The 21,586-nt window shown below is 72.0% G+C and carries 18 protein-coding genes; 7 read left to right on the top strand and 11 right to left on the bottom strand.

The window, feature by feature from the left end:
• The first annotated feature begins 106 nt into the window (after window positions 1-106).
• The 3 genes from DMA15_RS11635 (at window position 107) to DMA15_RS11625 (ending at window position 4,229) form a co-directional block, all read left to right on the top strand.
• Complete coding sequence (locus DMA15_RS11635) at window positions 107-2,203, top strand: MMPL family transporter (RefSeq protein WP_125512695.1); 2,097 nt, start codon at window positions 107-109, stop codon at window positions 2,201-2,203.
• 92 nt (window positions 2,204-2,295) lie between these two features.
• The gene (locus DMA15_RS11630; RefSeq protein WP_240659758.1) at window positions 2,296-3,549 is read left to right on the top strand and encodes a sensor histidine kinase; all 1,254 of its coding nucleotides are present in this window, start codon (window positions 2,296-2,298) and stop codon (window positions 3,547-3,549) included.
• Window positions 3,546-4,229 (top strand): response regulator transcription factor, encoded by a 684-nt coding sequence (locus DMA15_RS11625; RefSeq protein ID WP_206302708.1) that lies wholly within the window; start codon window positions 3,546-3,548, stop codon window positions 4,227-4,229. Before DMA15_RS11630 ends, DMA15_RS11625 begins: the two co-directional genes overlap by 4 nt.
• Window positions 4,230-4,286: 57 nt before the next feature.
• Here the strand turns inward: DMA15_RS11625 and DMA15_RS11620 are convergent, their stop codons facing one another.
• The 6 genes from DMA15_RS11620 to DMA15_RS11595 are packed head-to-tail and all read right to left on the bottom strand — an operon-like array spanning window position 4,287 to window position 11,457.
• A complete protein-coding gene (locus DMA15_RS11620) occupies window positions 4,287-4,739 on the bottom strand; it encodes a VOC family protein (protein WP_240659757.1) in 453 nt (150 codons plus the stop codon).
• A complete protein-coding gene (locus tag DMA15_RS11615) occupies window positions 4,740-5,675 on the bottom strand; it encodes a dihydrodipicolinate synthase family protein (RefSeq protein ID WP_125512694.1) in 936 nt (311 codons plus the stop codon).
• Complete coding sequence (locus tag DMA15_RS11610; protein ID WP_125512693.1) at window positions 5,672-6,754, bottom strand: ABC transporter ATP-binding protein; 1,083 nt, start codon at window positions 6,752-6,754, stop codon at window positions 5,672-5,674. The genes DMA15_RS11615 and DMA15_RS11610 overlap by 4 nt, the downstream gene beginning before the upstream one ends.
• Entirely contained in the window at window positions 6,751-8,772 is a 2,022-nt protein-coding gene (locus tag DMA15_RS11605; RefSeq protein ID WP_125512692.1) for a dipeptide/oligopeptide/nickel ABC transporter permease/ATP-binding protein, read from the bottom strand. Before DMA15_RS11605 ends, DMA15_RS11610 begins: the two co-directional genes overlap by 4 nt.
• On the bottom strand, window positions 8,772-9,731 hold the full coding sequence (locus tag DMA15_RS11600) for an ABC transporter permease (RefSeq protein ID WP_125512691.1): 960 nt from the start codon (window positions 9,729-9,731) through the stop codon (window positions 8,772-8,774). Before DMA15_RS11600 ends, DMA15_RS11605 begins: the two co-directional genes overlap by 1 nt.
• Before the next feature lie 40 nt (window positions 9,732-9,771).
• Window positions 9,772-11,457: an ABC transporter substrate-binding protein gene (locus tag DMA15_RS11595; RefSeq protein WP_240659756.1), complete on the bottom strand. Its 1,686-nt coding sequence runs from the start codon at window positions 11,455-11,457 to the stop codon at window positions 9,772-9,774.
• Between the two features lie 311 nt (window positions 11,458-11,768).
• Here DMA15_RS11595 and DMA15_RS11590 point away from each other — a divergent pair, with 311 nt between their 5' ends.
• Window positions 11,769-13,052: an aminotransferase class I/II-fold pyridoxal phosphate-dependent enzyme gene (locus DMA15_RS11590; RefSeq protein ID WP_125512690.1), complete on the top strand. Its 1,284-nt coding sequence runs from the start codon at window positions 11,769-11,771 to the stop codon at window positions 13,050-13,052.
• Between the two features lie 25 nt (window positions 13,053-13,077).
• On the opposite strand, the gene DMA15_RS11585 is transcribed toward DMA15_RS11590, so the two are convergent.
• On the bottom strand, window positions 13,078-13,755 hold the full coding sequence (locus DMA15_RS11585; RefSeq protein ID WP_125512689.1) for an AIM24 family protein: 678 nt from the start codon (window positions 13,753-13,755) through the stop codon (window positions 13,078-13,080).
• Window positions 13,756-13,959: 204 nt separating this feature from the next.
• Here DMA15_RS11585 and DMA15_RS11580 point away from each other — a divergent pair, with 204 nt between their 5' ends.
• From DMA15_RS11580 to DMA15_RS11570, 3 genes are read left to right on the top strand one after another with little or no spacing between them, the layout of a single operon-like run.
• A complete protein-coding gene (locus DMA15_RS11580) occupies window positions 13,960-14,601 on the top strand; it encodes a DUF6230 family protein (RefSeq protein ID WP_125512688.1) in 642 nt (213 codons plus the stop codon).
• Window positions 14,592-15,005 (top strand): DUF6114 domain-containing protein, encoded by a 414-nt coding sequence (locus DMA15_RS11575; RefSeq protein ID WP_125512687.1) that lies wholly within the window; start codon window positions 14,592-14,594, stop codon window positions 15,003-15,005. The genes DMA15_RS11580 and DMA15_RS11575 overlap by 10 nt, the downstream gene beginning before the upstream one ends.
• Before the next feature lie 8 nt (window positions 15,006-15,013).
• The gene (locus DMA15_RS11570; protein ID WP_125512686.1) at window positions 15,014-15,715 is read left to right on the top strand and encodes a hypothetical protein; all 702 of its coding nucleotides are present in this window, start codon (window positions 15,014-15,016) and stop codon (window positions 15,713-15,715) included.
• Here the strand turns inward: DMA15_RS11570 and DMA15_RS11565 are convergent.
• From DMA15_RS11565 to DMA15_RS11550, 4 genes are read right to left on the bottom strand one after another with little or no spacing between them, the layout of a single operon-like run.
• Complete coding sequence (locus tag DMA15_RS11565; protein WP_164551734.1) at window positions 15,625-16,878, bottom strand: aldehyde dehydrogenase family protein; 1,254 nt, start codon at window positions 16,876-16,878, stop codon at window positions 15,625-15,627. The genes DMA15_RS11570 and DMA15_RS11565 overlap by 91 nt on opposite strands.
• Window positions 16,879-16,894: 16 nt before the next feature.
• Window positions 16,895-17,755 (bottom strand): hypothetical protein, encoded by an 861-nt coding sequence (locus DMA15_RS11560; protein WP_125512684.1) that lies wholly within the window; start codon window positions 17,753-17,755, stop codon window positions 16,895-16,897.
• A gap of 19 nt (window positions 17,756-17,774) precedes the next feature.
• Window positions 17,775-19,400, bottom strand: a complete 1,626-nt coding sequence (locus DMA15_RS11555; RefSeq protein ID WP_240659755.1) for a PfaD family polyunsaturated fatty acid/polyketide biosynthesis protein — start codon at window positions 19,398-19,400, stop codon at window positions 17,775-17,777.
• A complete protein-coding gene (locus DMA15_RS11550; RefSeq protein ID WP_240659754.1) occupies window positions 19,397-21,475 on the bottom strand; it encodes a 3-hydroxyacyl-ACP dehydratase in 2,079 nt (692 codons plus the stop codon). Before DMA15_RS11550 ends, DMA15_RS11555 begins: the two co-directional genes overlap by 4 nt.
• Between the last annotated feature and the right edge of the window lie 111 nt (window positions 21,476-21,586).

Here is a 21,586-nt window from a genome sequence, read left to right as displayed (position 1 = left end):
CTCCCCGGGCCGTACCGCCCAACTCGGTCTCCTGCTCGACGGCTCCAGGCCCGCTCCCCGGAAGGGTTGACCCCGTAGATGTCACCCCTGCCGAAGGAGGCCCGTCATGGGGGCCGCACCGACCACCGCCGCGTCACGACGGCGACGACGCGCCGTTCCCTGGGTCTTCCTGGGGCTCTGGATCGCCGTGCTCGCGCTCGCCTCGCCGTTCGCGTCCCGCCTCGCCGACGTCCAGAAGGACCGGCCCGTCGACTACCTCCCCGCGAGCGCCGACTCGACCGAGGTCGCCCGCATCCAGGACCAGCTGCCGGGCGGTGAAGCCACCGAACTGGTGCTCGTCTACCACCGGGACGGCGGACTCAGCGCCGCCGACCGGAAGACCGCCGCCGAGCAGATCGCCGAGGTCGCCGACGCGCACCGGCTCGTCGCGGAGCCCAAGGGCGTGCCCTCCGAGGACGGCACCACCCTGATGTACCCGATCGCCAGCACCGAACCCGGGCAGGACGAGGAGAAGCGGGACGCCCTCGTCGGGGACGTGCGCGACATCGCCCGGGGCGAGGGCGGACTGAGCGTCGACGTCGGGGGAGGCGGGGCGTTCGACACCGACGCGAGCGAGGTCTACAACTCGCTCGGCGGCCCCCTGCTCTACACCACCGCCGCCGTCGTCGCGCTGCTGCTCATCCTCATCTACCGCAGCCCGTTCCTGTGGCTCGTGCCGCTCGCCGTCGCGGGCATCGCCGACTACTTCGCGATGGCCGTCGCCTACGGACTCCACCAGGCCTTCGGGACGGCCATCACCGGGCAGAGCTCCGGCATCATGACCATCCTCGTCTTCGGCGCCGGTACCGACTACGCCCTCCTGCTCGTCGCCCGCTACCGCGAGGAGCTGCGCAGGATCGAACAGCCCTACGACGCCATGGTCGCCGCCCTGCGCGGCTGCGGGCCCGCCGTCCTCGCCTCCTCCGGAACCGTCGCCGCCGGACTGCTCTGCCTGCTCGCCGCCGACCTCAACAGCAGCCGGGGCATGGGCCCGCTCGGCACCGTCGGCGTGCTCTGCGCGCTCGCGGCGATGCTGACCCTGCTCCCCGCGATCCTCGTGCTCCTCGGGCGGCGGGTGTTCTGGCCGCTCGTCCCCGCCTACGGCAGCACGCCTAAGCAGCGGCGCTCCCTCTTCGCCGCGATGGGCGGCTCCGCCGGGCGCAGGCCGCTCGCCGTCCTCGCCGGTGGCGGCGTGCTCCTCGGGGCGCTCGCCCTCGGCGCCTTCAGCCTCCCCGGCTCGCTCAAGCAGGAGGACTCCTTCACCAAGACCCCCGATTCCGTGGCCGCCATGGAGACCCTCGCCGCCGCCTACCCCGAGGGCAGCGCCCAGCCGATCACCGTCATGACCCGGGCCGACGACGCCACCGCCGCCCTCGCCGAGATCCGCGGCACCAAGGGCGTCGACCGCGCGCAGAAGGGACGTACCGCCAAGGGCTGGACCGAGATCTCCGTGAACGCGTCGGCCCCGCCCGAGTCCCCGGGGGAGACCGCCACGATCAAGGCGCTGCGGGACGGGCTCGACGGGGCGTACGTCGGCGGGGCGAGCGCCCAGCAGCTCGACCTGAAGGAGAGCAACTCCCGGGACCGGGCCGTCGTCGTGCCACTCGTCCTCGCGGCCGTACTGCTGGTCCTCGTCGCCCTGCTGCGCAGCCTCGTCGCGCCGCTGCTGCTGCTCGGCGCGGTCGTCGCCGTATGGGGCGCCTCGCTGGGCATCGCCGGGCTCGTCTTCGAACCGCTCTTCGGGTTCGAGGGCACCGATCCGGGGCTCGGCCTGCTCTCCTTCGTCTTCCTCGTCGCCCTCGGCGTCGACTACGGCATCTTCCTGATGCACCGGATGCGGGAGGAGTGCCTGAACGGCTCCGAGCCGGGCCCGGCCGCGCTCACCGCGCTGCGCACCACCGGCGGCGTCATCGCCTCCGCGGGCCTCGTGCTCGCCGCGACGTTCGCCGTGCTGACCAACATGCCGCTCGTCCAACTCGTCGAGCTGGGCTTCGTCATCGCCGTCGGCGTGCTCCTCGACACCTTCCTGGTGCGTACGTACCTGGTGACGAGCGCGAGCGTGGCGCTCGGCCGCAAGGTGTGGTGGCCCGGCCCGCTGTCCAGGCCCCGGGCGACGGCGCCCCCGGCGCCGGAGGCCGAACGCGTCCGGGTGCCCTCGCCTTGAGCCCGTCCTTCCGGGCGCCCCTCCGGCAGCGGAGGGGCGCCCGCCTACCCGAACCCTCCCCGAAGGGCGGCCTCCTGGCCGAAGATGGGCTGGTGGAATCACCCGCCAGCGGTCCGGGCCCGGCGCCGGGCACCGCACCCCGCAACCTCATCGAACGCGTCCTGGGCCCCGCCACCCCCGGCGAACGGCTGCGCACCGACGTGCTGTTCGCGCTGACCATGGCGGTGAGCGCGGTCGTCGTCGTGCGGGTCGTGCGGGACAACGGCGATCCGCCGGGCGTGCTCGGATGGGCGCTGCTGCTCGCCGCGCACATCACCATCGTGTGGCGGCGCCGCGCCCCGATGCGCGTCATGGTCGTCCTGATGGCGATCCTGCTGACCTACCACTCCCTCGACGCCAACCACACCGCGCCCATGGCCGTCTCGATGGCCGCCCTGTTCACCGTGGCCTCCCGGACCCGGCCACGGAACACCGTGCTCATCGGCGCCGGGGTCATCGGCATCATGCTGAGCGTCAAGTTCTCCGAGGGCCTGGCCGAGGGCGCCGAGTCCCTGCGCATCACCGGCTGGATCATCTCCTTCCTGCTGCTCGGCGTGTACGTCCGCATCCACCGCCAGTACGTCGCCTCCGTCGTCGAACGCGCCGAGCGGGCCGAGCGCACGCGGGAGGAGGAGGCGCGGCGCCGGGTCGCCGAGGAGCGGCTGCGGGTCGCCCGCGATCTGCACGACCTGCTCGCGCACAGCATCACCCTGGTCGGCGTCCAGACGTCCGTCGCCGCGCACGTCCTGGCCGCCGACCCGGACCGCCTGGACCGCGCGGCCGTCGCCAAGGCGCTGGACGACGTCGCCGAGACCTGCCGCACCGCCCGCGGTGAACTGCGCGCCACGCTGGAGGTGCTCAGATCCGGTACGGAGGACGAGGGCGGTGACGAGGCCAGGGGACCGCTGCCCGGCCTCGGCTCGCTGCCCGACCTGGTCGAGGCGGCCCGCACCTCGGGGGCCCGCGTCGAGCTGAACGTGGAGAGCTGCCAGGCGCCGCCGGCCGTGGGCGCGGCCGCCTACCGCATCGTGCAGGAGGCGCTCACCAACGCGGTGCGGCACGCGGGCCCCGGCCCCACCGTGCGAGTGGACATACGCGCCGAGGACGCCGCGCTGAACGTCACGGTGGCCGACGACGGCGCGGGCGTGGCGGAACCCGGCGGCACCCCGGGTTACGGACTTGTCGGGATGCGGGAGCGGGCCCGTACCGTCGGGGGCACCCTGGAGGCGGGGCCGCGGCCCGGGGGCGGTTTCATGGTCTCCGCGGTGCTGCCCCTCGCGCCCGCGTCCCTGGGAGGCCTGACATGACGAGCCCTGTGCCGCCGATCCGCGTGCTGCTCGCCGACGATCAGACGCTGGTGCGCGCGGCGTTCGCGATGCTCGTCGACTCGGCGCCCGACATGGAGGTCGTGGGCCAGGCGGGCACGGGCCGCTCGGCGGTCGAACTCGCCCGCTCCGAGCGGGCCGACCTCGTCGTCATGGACATCCGCATGCCCGACCTCGACGGCATCGAGGCGACGCGGCTCCTCGCGGCGGACGAGGATCTGGCGGGCGTGAAGGTGCTGATGCTGACGACGTACGACACGGACGAGCACGTCGTGGACGCGTTGCGGGCGGGCGCGTCCGGCTTCCTGGTCAAGGACACCAGGCCCGCCGAACTCCTTGAGGCCATCCGCACGGTCGCCGCCGGGGAGTCCCTGCTCTCGCCGGGGCCCACCTCGCGGCTCATCGCCCGGGTGCTGCGCGCGCCGGACACCCCCGGGCTGACGGCGGTCGGCGGCCCCGAGGGCCTCTCGGACCGCGAACGGCAGGTCCTCGCGCTGGTGGCGCGGGGCCTGAACAACACGGAGATCGCCGAGACCCTGGGCCTGAGCCCGCTCACCGCGAAGACGCATGTGAGCCGCATCATGGGCAAGCTGGGCGCGCGGGACCGCGCCCAACTGGTCATCGTGGCGTACGAGTCGGGACTGGTGGCGCCGGGGGCGTGAGGGGCCCAGGGCCTGGGCCTGTCCGATGGATACTTTGGGTGGCTCCTGAAGCAGGCTTCAGGGCAGATGGCAGACGGCCTCGACGTTGTTCCCGTCGGGATCGCGAACAAATGCCCCGTAGTAGGACTCGTGATACTCCGGCCAGAGTCGGGGCGCGTGCAGGCCCTCGGCACCTGCCGCGAGAGCGGCTGCGTAGAAGGCGTCCACGGAGGCTCGGTCGTCCGCGACGAAGGCGATGTGCAGTTCCCGCGAAGGTGTGGCGTCGGTCGCGGGGACCAGCCAGAGCGGGTGGCCCGTGACGCCGAAGCTGATGTTTTCGCCGAACTGCTTCTTCCGTGCACCGCCGAGCGGACCGAGCGCGGCGTCGTAGAAAGCAGCACTGGCCGCGATGTCGCTCACCTGAATGGCTATGTGATCCAACATGCGCCAACTCTGCACCAGGGCAAAGGACTTGTCGCGCCATTTGCCGACCGTCCCGCGGCATGATCCGTCGGACAGGCCCTGGGCCACTCAGAGCAACCCCGCCGCCGCCAGATGCTTGCCCACCGTCTCCGTCTCCCTCGTGGACAGCGGAATCTGTGGTTCCGCCGTTGCCGGGCAGGCGATCACGCCGCGCAGGTGCAGCGCCGCCTTGAAGGCGCCCAGCGCCGACGAGCTGCCGCCCATCCGGGCCGGGTCGCCCGCCGTCACCATCCCGAACAGGCCGCACAGCCGCTCCTGCTCGGCCCGCGCACGCTCCCAGTCGCCCTCCCGGCAGGCGGCGTAGAGGCGTACGTACCCGGCGGGGTCGACGTTGCCGAGGCCCGGCACGACTCCGTCCGCGCCCATCGCGAGCGCCGCGTCGACCGTCACCTCCGAACCGGTCAGCACGCTGAAGGGCGCCGGTACCGGTACCGACCGCCTGCCGAGGAGCACGCTCCGGAAGGCTCCCTCGGCGCCGCTGGAGTCCTTCAGGCCCGCGAGCACGCCCTCCGCGGCCAGTTCGAGCACCAGCTCCGCGCTCAGTTTCGAGTGCACCGACACCGGCATGTCGTACGCGAGGACCGGCAGCGCCGTTCCGCTCGCGACCAGCCGGAAGTGGCGGGCGATCTCGGCCGGGTGGGTGCGCGTGTAGAAGGGCGCGGTGACGACGATCGCGTCCGCGCCCGCGTCGGTGAGCGCCCGCACATGGCACAGGACGCGGGGCGTGGTCATGTCGATCGCCCCCGCGAGCACGGGCAGCCGGCCGCCCACGTGACGTACGACCGTATCGACGACGAGCGCCCGCTGCCGGTCCGTCAGATACGCCACCTCCGAGGTGGAGCCGAGCACGAAGAGGCCGTCCACGCCACCGTCGATCAAGTGGTCGACGAGCCGGACGAGGGAGGCGGTGTCCACCTCGCGGTCCGGTGTCAGGGGGGTGCAGACGGGCGGTACGACACCGGTCAGCGGGGTGGGCAGGGTCATGGGCGCTCCCTCGGGTGTGCGGCCGTGGCGGCGGCCGGGGTTCGGGCCGTGTCGGCAGCCTGGGTGGCGGCCTGGACGGCGGCCTGCGTGGCCAGCTCGTGGGTCGACTCTCCTTCGTTCACGGGATGGTGGCAACGGAACAGATGTCCGGTGCCCGACGGCTCGACGTCCGGCATCGCCTCGGCGCACACGTCGTCCGCCTTCCAGCAGCGCGTGCGGAACGGACAGCCGCTCGGCGGCCGGGTCGCCGACGGCACCGGCCCGGCCAGCGGGATCGGGTCGATGGGGTCGAGCAGGCCCGGCGTGGCGGAGAACAGGGCGCGCGTGTACGGGTGCCGGGCGCGGTCCAGGATCTCGGCGGCCGGTGCCTCCTCCACGATCCGCCCCAGGTACATGGTGAGGACGCGGTCGCTCATCCTGCGGACGGTCTGGATGTCGTGCGAGACGAAGACCAGGGCGAGGCCGAGGCGTTCCTTGAGGTCCAGGAGGAGGTTGAGGATCTGGGCACGCACGGACACGTCGAGCGCGCTGGTCGGCTCGTCGGCGACGACCAGGTCCGGTTCGAGGGCCAGTGCGCGGGCGATCGCGACGCGTTGGCGTTGTCCGCCGGACAGTTGGCCCGGGAGGCCGTCGGCGAGGGCCTTGGGCAGGCCGACCAGCTCCATCAACTCCGCGACACGGGCGTCGCGTTCGGCCGGTGTGCCGCGTCTGTGTACGTCCAGGGGGTCGCGGAGGATCTGTCTGATCGACAGCCTGCGGTTCAGGGCGGTGGACGGGTCCTGGAAGATCATGCCGGTGCGGGTGCCGATCTCCGTCCGCCTTCTGGCGGGGGGCATCGTCCAGAGGTCCCTGCCTCTGAAGGTCACCGTTCCGCTGGTGGGGCGCTGTACCCCTAGCAAGGTCTTGGCCAGGGTGGACTTGCCGCAGCCGGATTCCCCGACCACGCCGAGGGTCTCGCCGGGGGCGATCTTCAGGTTTGCCCCTGTGAGGGCGTGGACTTGGTCCCGGGAGAACAGCCCGCCGGAGCGGGCCCGGTGTGTGACGTGGACGTCGTTCAACCAGAGCAGGGGGGTGGTCACGTGTGCTCCCCGGGTGCGGGTTCGTGGGGGCTGGGCGCGCAGTTCCCCGCGCCCCTTCGGGGCGCTTCGCTGCGGGGTGCTGGATGGTGGCACGCCGCTTCGTGGGTTGCCGGGCCCACCAGCGCCGGGGCCTCCTCCCGGCACGTCTCCGACGCCATGGGGCAGCGGTCCGTGAAGCGGCAGCCCGGGGGGAAGTCCGCCGGGGACGGGACCACGCCCCTGATCTGCGTGAGCCGCTGCGCCGCCGACTCCAGGGAGAGCACCGAGCCGAGCAGGCCGCGCGTGTAGTGGTGCGAGGGGGCGCCCACCAGGTCGGCGGTCACGCCCGTCTCGACGATCTGACCGCCGTACATCACCACCACCCTGTCGGTGACGTCGGCGACGAGCGCCAGATCGTGCGAGACGAGGATCAGCGCGAAGCCCAGCTCCGCGCGGAGCCTCAGCAGCAGCTGGATGATCTGTGCCTGCACGGTGACGTCGAGCGCCGTCGTCGGCTCGTCGGCGATGATCAGCTTCGGGTCGCGGGAGAGGGCCATGGCGATCAGCACGCGCTGGCGCTGGCCGCCGGACAGCTCGTGCGGATAGCTGCGCAGCGTCCGCTCCGGGTCCAGGCCCACCAGCTCGAGCAGCTCGACGGAGGTGCGGCGGCCACCTCTTCGTACGACCTGTTTGAGCTGGGAGCGGACCGTCATCGCCGGGTTCAGCGAGGACAGGGCGTCCTGGTAGATCATCGCCATGTGGTGGCCGAGCAGTCGGCGCCGGGAGCGCATCGGCAGGCCGACCAGCTCCTGTGCGTCGAAGGTGACGCTGCCCCGGACGCGGGCGCCCTTGGGCTCAAGGCCCATCACCGTCAGGGCCGTCAGCGACTTGCCGCACCCCGACTCGCCGACCAGGCCGAGGACTTCACCGGGGCGTACGTCGAAGGTGATGCCGTCGACGATGTCCACGCCGTCGTGCCGTCCGGGGAAGGCGATGCGCAGGTCGCGTACGGCCAGGACCGGCGCGCCGGACGGCAGGGGCCGGGCCCGGGCCCGCAGCCGTTCCGAGGCCTCGGCGAGGCCGGGGAGTCCGAGGACCTCGCCCGTGCCCGGCTCGGGGGCTTCGAGGGGGTCCTCGTCGCGGGCCGCGCCCGGCACGTCCCGGGTGGAGGGCGCCGCCCACGCGTCGGAGACGCCCTCGGAGAGGATGTTCAGGGCGAGGACCGTGAGCAGCATGAGCAGTCCGGGGAAGACCGTCGCCCACCAGCCGCCGATCAGGACCATGTTCTTGCCGTCGGCGATGACACTGCCCCACGAGGGGTCGGGCGGGCGGACACCCGCGCCGATGAAGGAGAGGGAGGCCTCGAAGACGATGGCCTCGGCGACCTGCACGGTGCAGAAGACCAGGATGGGCGCCGCGCAGTTCACGGCGACGTGGCGGATGAGGATGTGCGGGGTGCGGGCGCCGACGACGCGTTCGGCGGTGACGTAGTCCTCGCCGTACTGGTCGAGGACGTTGGCCCGTACGACGCGGGCGATCGGCGGGGTGAAGAGGAAGGCGATCGCGCAGATCAGTACGGTGATGCCGCCGCCGAAGACCGCGACGAGCACGGCGGCGAGCGCGATGCCGGGGAACGCCATGACGACGTCGAGGCAGCGCATCAGCGTCTCGTCGACGGCCTTGCGGGAGGTCGCGGCGACCGCGCCGATCAGCGCGCCGACGATCAGGGCGAGCAGGGTCGCGCCGAGCCCGATCGCCAGCGACCAGCGCGCCCCGTACATCAGCCGGCTGAGGATGTCGCGGCCGAGGCTGTCCTGGCCCATCCAGTGGTCGGCGGAGGGGTGGCCGGTGCCGCCGGCCTGGGGCTGCTGGTCGAGCGGGTCGTGCGGGGCGATGAGCGGCGCGAGGAGCGCGACCAGGACGACGGTGCCGACGACGGCGACCGCGATCCGGGACAGGACGGGCAGCTTGCGCAGCGAACGCAGGCGCAGGCCGGGGACCGCGAGCCTGTCCGTGAGCCTCTTGCGTGACATCAGCATCAACTCGTCCCCCTCAGGCGCGGGTTGACCAGGAGGTGGAGGATGTCGATGACGAGGTTGACGACGACGAAGCCGACGGCGGTGGTGATGACGACGCCCTGGACGACGGCCGGGTCGCCGTTCTTCACGGCGTCGATCATCAGTTTGCCCATGCCCGGCAGCGAGAAGATCGTCTCGATGACGACGGCGCCGCCCAGCAGATAGCCGACGCGCAGGCCGAGCACGGTGAGCGGGTTGATGAGGGCGTTGCGCAGGACGTTCCGGCCGACGACCACCACCGGGGGCAGGCCGCTGCCGATGGCCGTACGGACGTAGTCCTTGTCCAGCTCCTCGACGACGGCGGTGCGGATGATGCGGGTGAGACCGGCCGCCACTGGCAGGGAGAGCGCGAGGGCGGGCAGCGTCATGGTCTTGAGCCAGCCGGTGAGGGAGTCGGCGGGGTTGATGTAGCCGCCGGTCGGGAACCAGCCGAGGTCGACCGCGAGGTACTGGATCATCAGGAGCGCCAGCCAGAAGCCGGGCGCCGCGACGCCGGTCAGGGAGACCACGCGGATCAGCTGGTCCGGCAGCCGGTCGCGGTGGATCGCGGCGGTCACGCCGAGGGTGAGGGAGAGGACGACGGCGATGCCGAGCCCGAGGAACGTCAGCTGCATGGTGAGCGGCAGGGCGGTGGTGACCTGGTCGAGGACGGGGGAGCGGTTGAGGACGCTGATCCCCATGTCGCCCTGGAGCAGATCCCCCACGAACGCCACATAGCGCACGGGCAGCGGATCGAGGAGCCCGTTCTCCTCGCGGAACTCGTGCAGTTGCTCGGGGGTCGGGTTGGCGCCCTGGAAGAAGGCGGAGGCCGGGTCGACGTCGGAGAACCGCATCACGAGGAAGACGAAGAGCACGATGCCGAGCAGCAGCGGGACGAGCAGGGCGATGCGGCGGGCGAGGATTCTGAGGACTGCGGTCACGGAGTACGACTCCCGAACTGGCCGGTGAACCGGGCGGCGGTCACGCCCACTTGGCCTGGAGGAGGTTGATCCCGGGATAGGGCTGGGCCTTGACGGCGGTGATCTTCTTCGGGTCCCAGGCGGTCATGAGTTCGTTGTGCACGACCGGGTAGAGCACGGCCTGCTCGGCGATCACGTCGATGTACTCCTGGATCATGGCCTTCTTGCGGCCCGCCTCGGGCTCGCGGGTGGCCTGCGCCATGTCCTTGAAGAGCTTCTTGGCCGTGGCGTTCCCGGCCCAGCGGGCGTAGCCCATCCACAGGTTCTCGGGGCCGTAGTTGTAGTGCATGATCAGGTCGGCGTCGAGGCCGAACTGGTTCGGGTTCGAGGCGGCCGCGACGATCTGGAAGTCCTTCTTCTGGTCCAGCTTGGTGAAGACCGCGGTGGTCTCCTGCGGGTCCAGGGTGACCTCGACGCCGAGCTTCTCCCAGCCGTCCTGGATGGTCGGCAGGCAGTCGACGATCCAGCTCACGTTCACCGCCATGAGGTTGACCTTGAGATCGCCGACCCCCGCCTCCTTCAGGAGCTTCCTCGCCTTCGCCAGGTCGTACGCGTAGACGGTCTTCGCGGGCCGGTAGGAGGGGTTGGCCTCGTTGAGGAAGGACGTCGCGGCCTTGCCGTGGCCCTTGAGGGCGGCCTCGATCATCTTGTCGCGGTCTATGGCGTAGTGCAGCGCCTGGCGCACGCGTACGTCGTCGAACGGCTTGTGTGCGGTGTTGAAGAGCAGGAACAGATTGTTCATCCCGGCGCCGCCCTCGACCGTCATGCCGCTCTTCTTGAGCTGGCCGATGTTGGCGTACGGGATGTTGTCGGCGATCTCCGCGTCCGCGCTGGAGCCGGAGATCTTCGCGACGCGGGGTGCGGCGTCCACGATCGTCAGCCAGTTCATCTTCTTGAAGGCGGCCTTGCGCGGGCCGTTGTAGTCGTCGAACGCCTCGAAGGTGGTGTTCGACTTCGGGTGGTGCGCGGTCTGCCGGTACGGCCCCGAGCCCACCGCCTTCCCCTTGGTCGCGTCCTCCCAGGCGCCGGGCTTGGAGAAGACGTGCTTCGGCATGATCTTCGCGAGCGAGAGGCGGGCGGCGCCGTCGGGGAAGGGGAACTTCAGGATCAGCTCCACGTTCGTCGCGTCGACCTTCCTGACCTCCTTCAGCCAGCTCGCGAAGAACCCCTTGGCCAGGGTCTGCGTCTTGGGGTCCAGGATCCGGTCGAAGACGAACACCACGTCGTCGGCGGTGACGGGCTTCCCGTCGTGCCACTTGGCGCCCGGCCGCAGGGCGAACTGCCACGTGGTCGCCTTGAGGTCGTCCGGGACCTCGGTGGCGAGCGCGGCATACGGCTCACGGGTGATCGGGTCAGTGCCGAGGAGCCCCTCGTAGATGTGTTCGTTCCCCGCCATGGCGAAGGCGGAGGCGGTCTGGGTCGGGTCCCAGCTGCCGTCGTTGCCGTAGCCGATGACGGCCGTGAGCGTGGAGTCGCCGCCCTGGCCGCCGCCTCCGGACTCGTTGGTCGACTCGGGGCCGGAGGAGCAGGCGGAGAGGGTGGTGGTGACGGCGGCGGCCGCGCCGAGCGCGGCGCTGTATCTGAGGACGGAGCGGCGGTCCGGCGCCGAGGCGACGGAGGCGGGTGCGGGGGCTCCCGGGGCTTCGGGGGCTTTGCGGGTGGCGCTTCGAGGGATGGAGTCGCTCACGGTGTCTCCCTTGGTCCCTGAGGAGATCCCACGTCCTACGTCGTGGGTGGCGTGGCGACCATAGGAGGGGCGCGGAGGCCGGTCAAGGCCCCGCACACGGCATTTCACCCCCATTGATGAGCGGGGCCACCTGGCGGGTCAGGGGCCCCGCCGGTCTCGTGGAGCGGGCGTCCGGGGCGCGGGGCGGAACCGGTTTGTATTCTCGGCAGGCGCGACGAAGCGGCCGCACCGAAGTGACCGCACCGAAGCGACGCCCCCGAGGCGACCGCACCGAAGCGATCCCCCGAGCCGTATCTGCGAGAGGCAACACCATGACCACCGAGCTGAGCCCCGACGCCCCGGCCCTGGACGGGCTTCTGGAGCGGGCCCGGAAGGAGTACGAGGAGCTTGCCGCGCGCGGGCTCTCCCTCGACCTCACCCGGGGCAAGCCCGCGCCGGAACAGCTCGACCTCAGCGAGGACCTGCTCGGCCTGCCCGGCGGGCGGCACACCGCCGCCGACGGCACGGACGTACGCAACTACGGCGGCCTCCAGGGCCTGCCCGAGCTGCGCGAGATCTTCGCCGAGCTGCTCCAGGTCCCCGCCGGGCAGCTGCTCGCGCTCGGCAACTCCAGCCTGGAGCTGATGCACGACTGCCTGGTGCACGCCCTCCTCGGGAAGGTGCCCGGCGCCGAGTCGCGCTGGGTGGAGCAGGAGCCCGTCGCGTTCCTCTGCCCCGTGCCCGGCTACGACCGGCACTTCGCGCTCTGCGAGCGGTTCGGCATCGACATGATCCCCGTGCCGATGACGGCCGACGGGCCCGACATGGACGAGGTCGAGCGGCTGGTCGCCGAGAACCCGGCGGTCAAGGGCATCTGGTGCGTGCCCAAGTACAGCAACCCCGACGGTGTCTCCTACAGCGACGAGACCGTGGCCCGCCTCGCCCGCATGGAGACCGCCGCCCCCGACTTCCGGATCTTCTGGGACAACGCCTACGCCGCCCACCACCTCACCGACGAGCCCACCGAGATCGCCGACCTCCTCGCCGCCTGCGCCGAGGCCGGCAACCCCGACCGGGCGTTCGTCTTCGGCTCCACCTCCAAGATCACCGCCGCGGGGGCGGGCGTCGCCTTCTTCGGCTCCTCGCCCGCCAACGTGAAGTGGCTCCTCGCCAACAACCAGAAGCGGTCGATCGGCCCCGACAAGATCAACCAGCTGCGTCACGTGATGTTCCTGCGGGACGCCGACGGCGTGCGGGCCCACATGGAGCGCCAGCGCGCGCTGCTCCAGCCCAAGTTCGAGGCGGTCGCGCGCATCCTCGACGCCGAACTCGGCGGCACCGGCCTCGCGACCTGGACCTCGCCCAAGGGCGGCTACTTCGTGACCCTCCAGGTCCCCGAGGGCTGCGCCAAGGACGTCGTACGCCGCGCCGCCGAGGCCGGCATCGTGCTGACCCCGGCCGGCGCGACACACCCCTACGGCGACGACCCGCGCGACGCCGTCATCCGCATCGCCCCCAGCTACCCCGGCCTCGCCGACCTGGAGCAGGCCATGCACGGCCTCACCGTCTGCGTCCGCCTCGCCGGATACGAGCAGCGGGCCCGCCAGGCCGCCTGACCGGCCGCGAGGCGCGGCAGCGCGCTCAGTGCTGCTGCGCCTTCTGCGGGGTCACCTCGCTCGGGCGGACGATGACGTGGCCCTCGCCCTGGAGCATCAGCTGGACCGCCTCGCCCGAGCCGCCGCGGATCATCGAGCCGATCGACTGCGAGCGGTGCAGGGACGTGGAGAGGTCGGCGGTCCAGCCGACCACCGCGTCCGTGTCGACGTACACCGGCTGCTGCGGGGAGACGGGGATCACCAGGGGGTTGCCGTCGCAGACCAGGCCGAGGCGGCCCGCGCCCGTGAAGACGCTGTTGAACAGGCCGCCTCCGGTCATGCCGGCGCCCTTCACCGTCTTGATGTCGTACGAGAGGGTCGCGTCGAAGCACAGGACGTTGCGGCCGTTGACCGTGAGGACGTCGCCCGGTTCGACGTCGACGATGAAGCAGTTCTGCGCCTCGTGCGCGAACCAGGCCTCGCCCTGGCCGCGCACCGCCATCAGCGGCAGCCCCTCGCCGGTCATGGCGCGCTTGAGCATGCCGCCCACGCCCTGGCCCTTGCGCTCGAACTGGAGATCGCCCCGATAGGCGATCATCGCGCCCTGGCGGGCGAACATCTCGCCGTTCACGGCGTATTTGATCGACTTGGCGTTCTGGAGGGTCATACCGGGGGCGAGGGCCGGCTGCGCCATGTGGTCACTGGAGAACAAGTCACTCTTCATAGGGGAATCCTGGGCCATGGGGGATGCCCACGGAAAGCCTCCACGGGCCGCCGCCGGTCTTCCGCGCGGACCGGTGTCGGGGCCGCCGTCGGTACGGCCGCCGGTACCGCCGTTCGGGTAGGCCGTGGTGACGCCCGCCCTCGGAACCGCGTTGCGCAGGTGGCAGAACGCTCGCACCACACGCGCCGGCCCGAGGGACACTCCATGGAAGCAACGACATCCCGTTCGCCGTCGAAGCGCCGGGGTGCGCGGACGGGCCGACGTCGCGGCCGCATCAGGTGGCGGCGCTTCACCCTCGTCTTCGGTGCGGCGATGACGCTGGGAGCCGGGACCGTCGTCACGACGACCGCGGCCGAGATCCCGGTCTCCTTCGCTGTCGCGGGCAGCCCGTTCACCGTGACCGCCGAGCGACTCGAGGCCACCGGTGCCACCCAGTTCGCCTCCTTCCGCGCCGACGGAAAAGGCACCCGCCACCCGGTGGCGGTCGTCGGCATCCGCAGCGCGCGGATCAGCGGCCTGTGCCAGTCGGCGGTGACCCACTCCCCGTTCGGCGCCGCCACTCTGGTCATCCGCTCCGGCGCGCCCGCGCCTGTGCGCGCCGAGCACCTGGCGCTCGACTTGTCCCGCCTGACCGGGAACATGACGTACAAATCGGTGGAGATGGGCCGAGATGCCGCCACGCTGGATAGCTCGGGGGTCACCGGCCCGGCGGGAACGTACGGGCAGCAGGCCCGCAAGCTGACCATCGAGAACATGCGCCTGAAGGCCTGGTCGCTGACGGCGGGGATGTTCTCCCTCGCGGGCGCCGACATGTCCGTCCGCCGGGGGGAGCAGCCATGCACCTGAGCGCGGCTTCCACCCCGCCCCATCCCCATCCCCGTCGCCCGCGCCCCGTGGCCGCCTGCCTCGTGCTCGCCCTGGCCGCCGCCGAACTGGGCGTCTTCCCGCTCGCCCGCCCCAGTTTGCTGGGCCTCCAGGGGATCAGCGGCGCCAGCGCGGTCCTCGTGGCCGCCGCCCTGCTGGCCTGCGCCGCACACCTGTGGGCACGCCCCGCCAGCGCCACCACGAGCGGTGCTGCCGCCCTCGTCCTCGGACTGCTGTCCTACCCGCTGGCCAACCTCGGCGGCTTTCTGATCGGCATGTTCCTCGCTCTGCTCGGCGGTTCGCTCGCCCTGGCGTGGAGAGGGGCCGAGGGCGGGTCCGAGGCGGCACCGGCAGCGGTCGACGCGGCTGTCGGCGCCGAATTGTGAGTGAACGAGTGGGACGACGCCGTGCAGCGCTGCTCCTCTCCGCCACCTGCGTGCTCGGTCTCCTCCCCGTCTCCGCCGGCGCCGATCCCGCCGTGCCGCCCGCGCCGTCCGTGCGCAAGGCCCCCACGACGGAAGCGACGCCCTCGGACTCGTGTACGGCAGCGGATCTCCCTGCCGCCGCTCCCGCAGGGGCTGCGCGAGCGCCGGCCGCACGAGCCGTTCTGGCGTGTTTCAAGGCCGCGGTGCCGGGCGGCCGGTCCCCGCGCGGGGCGACGCTGCGTGCCACCGGCCTCACCGTCACCGCCATGTACTGCCCCCTGGGGCGCGACGTGTGCCGCGCCGAGAGTGTCACCCTCGACAACGCCCGTATCGGCTACCAGGGTTCGGGCCGCGCGCCCGGCTCCTGCACGGTGGCCCGTCGCATCACCCTCTCCGGTGATGTGCGGTTCGCCGCGACGCGGCTCGGGGGCCGCGTCTTCGGCCTGCTGCCCGTGGCCCTCTCCACGGCCGCACTGCCGCCCTTGCCTTTGCCCTACCTCTACTTGAGCGATGTTCACGCGACGGGTCTATGGGCCCGCGCCGATCACGCCACCACCGACGGCACGACCATCGGCCCCGGTCAGGAGTGCGCGCCTGGTCCGCCCCAGGCCGGGGTGGGCGACGACGCCCGGTTGAATCCGATCCGGGACGCGGGAAGCCCCGCGAACTGAGGGTCCAGCTGCGCGGCGCGCGTGCGGGTGAAGACGCTGAGGTGGGTACCGGTGTGACGAGCGAGCGCCAGCGCCTCGGACCAGCGGGTGAAGGTGGTGACGAGCGCGACCGGGCCTGCCGGAGGAAGTTCGGGGAGTCTCCGGTACCAGGCACTGTGGTCGAAGAGGGCGACCGGCTCCGGGACTGGTGGCGTCGTACCGCTGGTGGGGCTCTTCGGCAGTAGGGGCAAGGCGCCGGATGCCGCAACGGTGGCGGACCACTTCCGCATGAGCGTGAGTTGTCCCCGTCCGGGGAGCGTGCTTTCCGGGGTGAATCGTGCGGCCCGGCCGACGAGTTGTCGTACGAACTCGGCCTGGCGGTCGGCGTGCACCGCGATGAGCGGGGTCGTCGAACACATCCGGCCGGCGCGCGAGAAGCAGGCGTCGACCGCTGCCTGGGCGGCCGCACGGGAGCATCCGTCGTGCCGCAGCACGAGAAGACCCGGAACCCGCGTCCCCGCCTTCCCTGACCCCGAGGTGCCGCGCAGACAGCATTGCGGGGCGAAGTCGTCCGCGTGCTCGTTCAGTACCGCTCGCAGATCCCCCACGGTGGCCCGCTCGGAGTCCTGGCTCACCATCAACTGCCAGACGTGCCGGGGCAGACCGGCCCTCCGCGCCAGGGCCTGCACCGCGAGCGCCGGCACGGCGCTGCGGACGTCCACCTCCGTGACGACGGCGCTGCCGCCCACAAGTGCGGGCAGGGCGCCTTCGAGGAGGGAAGCCAGCGGCCGCCCCTCGTGCACGCGTGAAGAGATCACCGCCGGCCTGTGCGGGCTGTACCGGCCCGGGGCCGGGCGGGCTTGTGCGCCGCGCAGGGCCTGCCGCAGGCCGACCGATGCCCGCAGGGCCTTGAACGCGTGCAGCAACACCTTGTCCGTCTGGCGGAGTTCGGCGGCGCGGTCGCGTGGCCCCAGTCCGCCGGCGTGCTCGACGACGGACCCCAGCCAGGCACGGTGGGCCCTGAGGTCTCCGCGCAGACGCATGAGCCATCGCGTGCGCTCGGCGGCCGGTGCCGGTCCCCACGCCTCCTGGGCGCAGCGTGCCCGGTCGACGGTGGAACAGACGTCCGCCGCGGAGGAGAGGGGAACGCAGAGCAGGGGATGGCCCGAGAAGGCGCTTGTCACGGTGACGCGATCGCGGTCACTGTCCGGCGTGAAGATGCTGGCCTCCAGCAGAGGGTTCCGCACGGCGCGGCGGACAAGCGGCGGGCAGGACGATACGTCGGCACACCGCGGCCAGCGCGCTGCGGGGATGCAGGACGGCGACGGCGAGAGCGGTCCACGCCGCGCCGCCGAGGAGTGGGCCGAACACCGTGACGGCCAGGGACGCCGAGACGGCGAGCGCGAGGCACGGGCCGAGGATGACCATCGTCGCCCGCAGGACCATGTCCAGGCCGTCCAGCGGCGCGCCTCGTGTGCCTGGTGCGCCCGTGCCCCCCGTTCGAAGCCGGACGTTCACCGCCAGGAGGGCCGGGATCAGCACAAGGCCCATCCAGAACAGCGTCTCGGCGATGGGGGACCGAAGCCACTGGATGAGTTCAGCCGTGGTCGGCGTGGGGGAGGTGAAGGCGGCGGGCGCGGTGGCGAGGAAACGGCGCAGACCGGTGCCGTCCCAGCCGTGGATGAGCGTGCAGAAGACAAAGACGTAGGCCGCGACGAATTGCAGGCAGGCACCCCACGGCTTTCCGCGGACCAGCAGCCTATGAGTGAGCAGGTAGCCCGCTGTGGCGCAGACCACGAGGCCCGCACTGAAGGCCGCCAGCGCCCACGGTGGAACGGCTCGCCAGGCGTACATGGTCTCCCAGCCGGGGAACCGCGTGGCCAGCCACATGCCCATGGGGATGAACAGCATCCCCATGAACAGCAGGGTGGCCAGCAGCCCCCGATCCCGGATGGCCTCTCGGCGCGTGCCGTCACCGTGGGCGTCGCGTAGCCGGGCGGCGGTGGCCAGTGCGCATCCGGCCCCGATTCCGTAGGACCAGAACGGGTCGATCTGCAGCATGGGAGCGAGAAGCCCTTCTTCAGCCCGTGACGAGTGAGGGGAGCGCAGGCCTGCCGGGTTGAGGGAAGGCGCCCGCGGACGGCACCGCACCGGGGGCGGGGTAGGTGCCGCACAGAGAGGGCAGGCTGACGCCCGCGAAGCGCAGCTGGGCGAGGCGGCTGTGGTAGGCCGCGCCGGAGAGCAGTGCCCGTGCGATGTCCGGGGCGTACCGGTGGTGGGGGTCCTGCCAGGGCGTTCCATGGACCCATGCGTTGAACGCGCTCATCGCCGGGCCGCACCAGATCTGGTAGTCGCCGCTGCGGTCCGGGGCGCCTTGCGTGGCCCAGCGCGAGGAGAGTCCCAGATACCAGCGGAAGAGCAGTGCCATACGGAGCTTGGGCGTGTGCGCGGCGAGCGCCGCCTGCTCGGGCCGGTGCTGTGCGAGGTAGGCGGCCACGTCCGCCCACGCCTGGCCGACGGGGCGCCGCAGGATCTGTTCCTCCAGCCGCTTGAGGTCGCTTCCGGGCAGGTCCTCAAGGCTCGCGTGCTCGCGGTAGAGCCGGTAGAGCCACGCGGCCCGGCCGGGGAAGAGGGTCCCCCGTTTGAGGACCTGCACATCGATCCCCATTTCGAACATGTCGGCGGCGGGGGCCATCGCGTAGTCGCCGGGCCCGGCTTCGGCGAGCATGGCCTTCACCGCGGGCGAGGTGCCCGCTTCGACGCATGCCTGGTTGATGGAGCCGGTGACGATGTAGTCCGCGCCCATGGCGAAGGCACCGAACGCGGCCTGGGGAGTGCCGATGCCACCGGCGGCGCCGACACCGACGACCCCGCCGGGACGCCCGGCCGCCGCCTCGCGGTCCCGCAGGGCGATGATCAGGGGCAGTTGGGTGACCAGCGGCCGCCGGTCGGTGTGCCCGGCGGAATCGGCTTCCACGGTGATGTCGTCGGCCAGCGCCACCCGCGCGGCCAGTTCTGCCTGCTCAGCGGTGATACGCCCCTGGTGGGCGAGTTCGGTCAAAAGCTCGGCGGGGGGCGGCCGCAGGAAGAACTCCGCGGTGCTGGGCTGCGAGACCTTCGCGACGACGCGGTTGCCGGTGTGCACGGCTCCGTCCGGTGCCCTGCGCAGTCCCGCCGCGCGGTAACGGACCAGCTCCGCCGTCGGCTGGAGGAAGGCGGACGCCTCGACGCACGCCACCTGGTGGTGCAGGCAGAGGTCCACCGTTCGGCGTTCCGACGCCGGGTCGGCCGGGTCGTGGATGAGGTTGCAGGCCCAGGGAAGGTCCGGGAGATCCCGTCGCAGCCGTCGCAGCGCCTGCTCGACACGGCCGGCGGAGAGACCGGCCGCGCCGAAGGACGCCAGATGGCCGGAGCGGGCAAGGGCGACCACCAGCTCCTCGGACGAGGTGCCGCCCGCCATCGACCCCGCCATGTAGGGCTGCCGCACTCCGTGCCGCGCCAGGAAGTGCGGGGCACCCAGCGCGCGGGTGCTGACCGGTGCGGCCGCGGCCAGGATCTGCGTGCCGGAACCGGCGCCGGGACGTTCGGCGACGACCCCGATCCGTCCCCCCTGGCGGACGACGAAACACGGCTGATCCAGTTCGCACAGGAGCGCACGGACATCGACGGGGTCGAAGCGTACGACGGCGTGGTCCGACGTCATCATGGGTGACCCACCTGCTCTCCGGAACTGTCGCCCACCTGTAGGACGATGTTGTCGACCGCGTAGATGCGCAGGCCGTCGCGCCAGACGCTGCCGTCGGCCCAGGCCGTAAGACCCTTGCCGTCCCGGTGGATCCGGCGCAGATGGATCTCGGCCTGCACCTCGTGGTGCTGCGGCAGGATCTGCCCCCGGTAGGTCCACCGGAGTTCCGCACCGGGCGGTGTGCGCAGCGCGTTCAGCTCCTTCTCGTCGATGGTGCCGGTGCACAGCAGGTAGCCCTTGACCATCTGGATCAGCATTTCGATCCCGCAGGAGCCGGGCATGACGGGGTCGTTCAGGAAGTGGTGGGCGAAGTACCAGTCGTCCGCACGCACCGGTTTGGTGCACAGCAGGTATCCCCGGCCATGGGTGCCACCGTCGCGCACCAGCTCGCTCTCGGTCCCCGACAGGAAGGCGAAACGCCCCTGCCCCACGGGAAGCGCCGACAGGTCCGGCCGGACCGCGCGCACCTCGTACGACGCCTGGCGTCTCAGCCACGGAGGGACGAGGCGGCCCCCGTCCAAGCCCTGCTGACTGGCAAGGGCGCTCTCGGTGAAGAAGCCGTGGACGCTCTCCCCCCGGTAGAACACCTCGTCGTCCACGCTGAGTTCGTATCCGTACCGCTGAAGTACCGCGCCGGGCAACGGAGTACGAGCGAGAATCCTGGTCCGCTGACGTACGGTGCGCCCGAGCAGATCAGCCCGGCGCACCATGTGGTCCTGGCCCTCGAGATTGCGGACGGTGAGGCTTTCGTCGGGGAACTCGAAGCTGGCACCCAGCGCGCCCCCGACGAAGGCCGCGGCCTGGAGCGAGGACTCCAGGTACATGAGGTGGGGGACCGTGCCCCCGTTCTCCCGGACGTACCAGGGGGCCGCCGGCACGTCGTACTCGGTGACGTATTCGGATTCCGGCGAGCCCTCGCCCTCGGCGGGGGGAGCGGTGAGCAACCGGTCCAGCATGAGCAGGTCGCCCCGGGGCAAGCGGGGGCGGACCTTCGGCTGTGCCGCGTCGGCGGGGGAGCCGTAGGCGACGTGCAGGTCCCCTTCGGCGGCATGCGCCATGTGCAGTTCGTTGGCGAACGGGGGTGTCTCATCCCCTGACTGTCGTGCGGCGGCTCCGGGTCCCACCGGGGTGCCCGGCCTCTCCCGCAGGATCACCGCCACGTTGTGCAGCCGGGCGAGGGGGCCCCGAGCGGTGTGGACGCGCATGTCGGCGACCACATGGGGGCGGGGGACGAGGCCGATCGCCGCGATGTCCGCTTCCAGCGTGAGTGAGCCGGTGAGTTGTGCCGTGTCCAGGACCTCGATCTCCGTGCTCTTGCCCGCCCAGGGCAGCAGAGCGGGTCGCACCAGGCAGGTGTGCAGCCCCTGGTGCAGCGCGTGGAGGTGCAGCGCCTGCCAGGCGGCGTCGAGCAGTGCCGGCCAGCCCGTACCCGGACCGCCGCGGCCGAGGTCGACGGTGGCCGTCAGACGACCCAGGTGGTACCGGCCCGTCTCGGCGCCGGAGTGGGTGGCCTCCGTCACGCGGCGCAAGCTCCCCGGGCCCTCGGTGCAGACCATCTCCACGTCCGCCGGGCCGAGGCGGTCGCGGGTGGCGCGGGCCAGGGCACGGAACTGGCGGCTGTCCCCGGGCACCGCCCGGACCGGCCAGGCCGCTGCCTCCCTCGCGCCTTCGCCCGCCAGGCCGTGTGCCTCGGCCAGGAGCGCCGCGCCGTGGTGCACGGTCCAGCCCCATGACCCCGCGCCCTCTGTGTCGGCCGTGGTGTCGGTACGCAGGACGGCGGCGGACGGCAGCTCGCCGTCGTGCCGATAGGTGACGCTCGCCCGCAGGAAGCCGCCCGCCTCCCGAGCGGGCGTACGACGCGCCGCCTCCCCGGCTTCGATGACCGCTGCCGGCACCGCTGGGGTGACCGGTGCCGGCACCCGTGGGGTGGGCCGGGCGGCGCCTGCGAGCGCCCAGTCCTCAAGTGCTTGATGCGCCCGCAGGGCCGTCTCATGGGCGGTATGGACAAGCCCCGCGAGTTCCCGCGCCACGCTCACCGGGGCTCCGGGGCAGGCCGGGGCGACCGGATTCCCGGCACTCTCTTCCGGCCACCAGGGGACTACGACAGGGGGTCCGTGAAACTGGAGATCGTCCATGGTCTCTTCGCT

The sequence above is a fragment of the Streptomyces sp. WAC 01529 genome (assembly GCF_003945545.1).
GTDB classification, from domain to species: domain Bacteria; phylum Actinomycetota; class Actinomycetes; order Streptomycetales; family Streptomycetaceae; genus Streptomyces; species Streptomyces anatolicus.
Note: the sequence above shows the minus strand (reverse complement) of the source record. Positions and strands in the feature narration are given on the sequence as shown.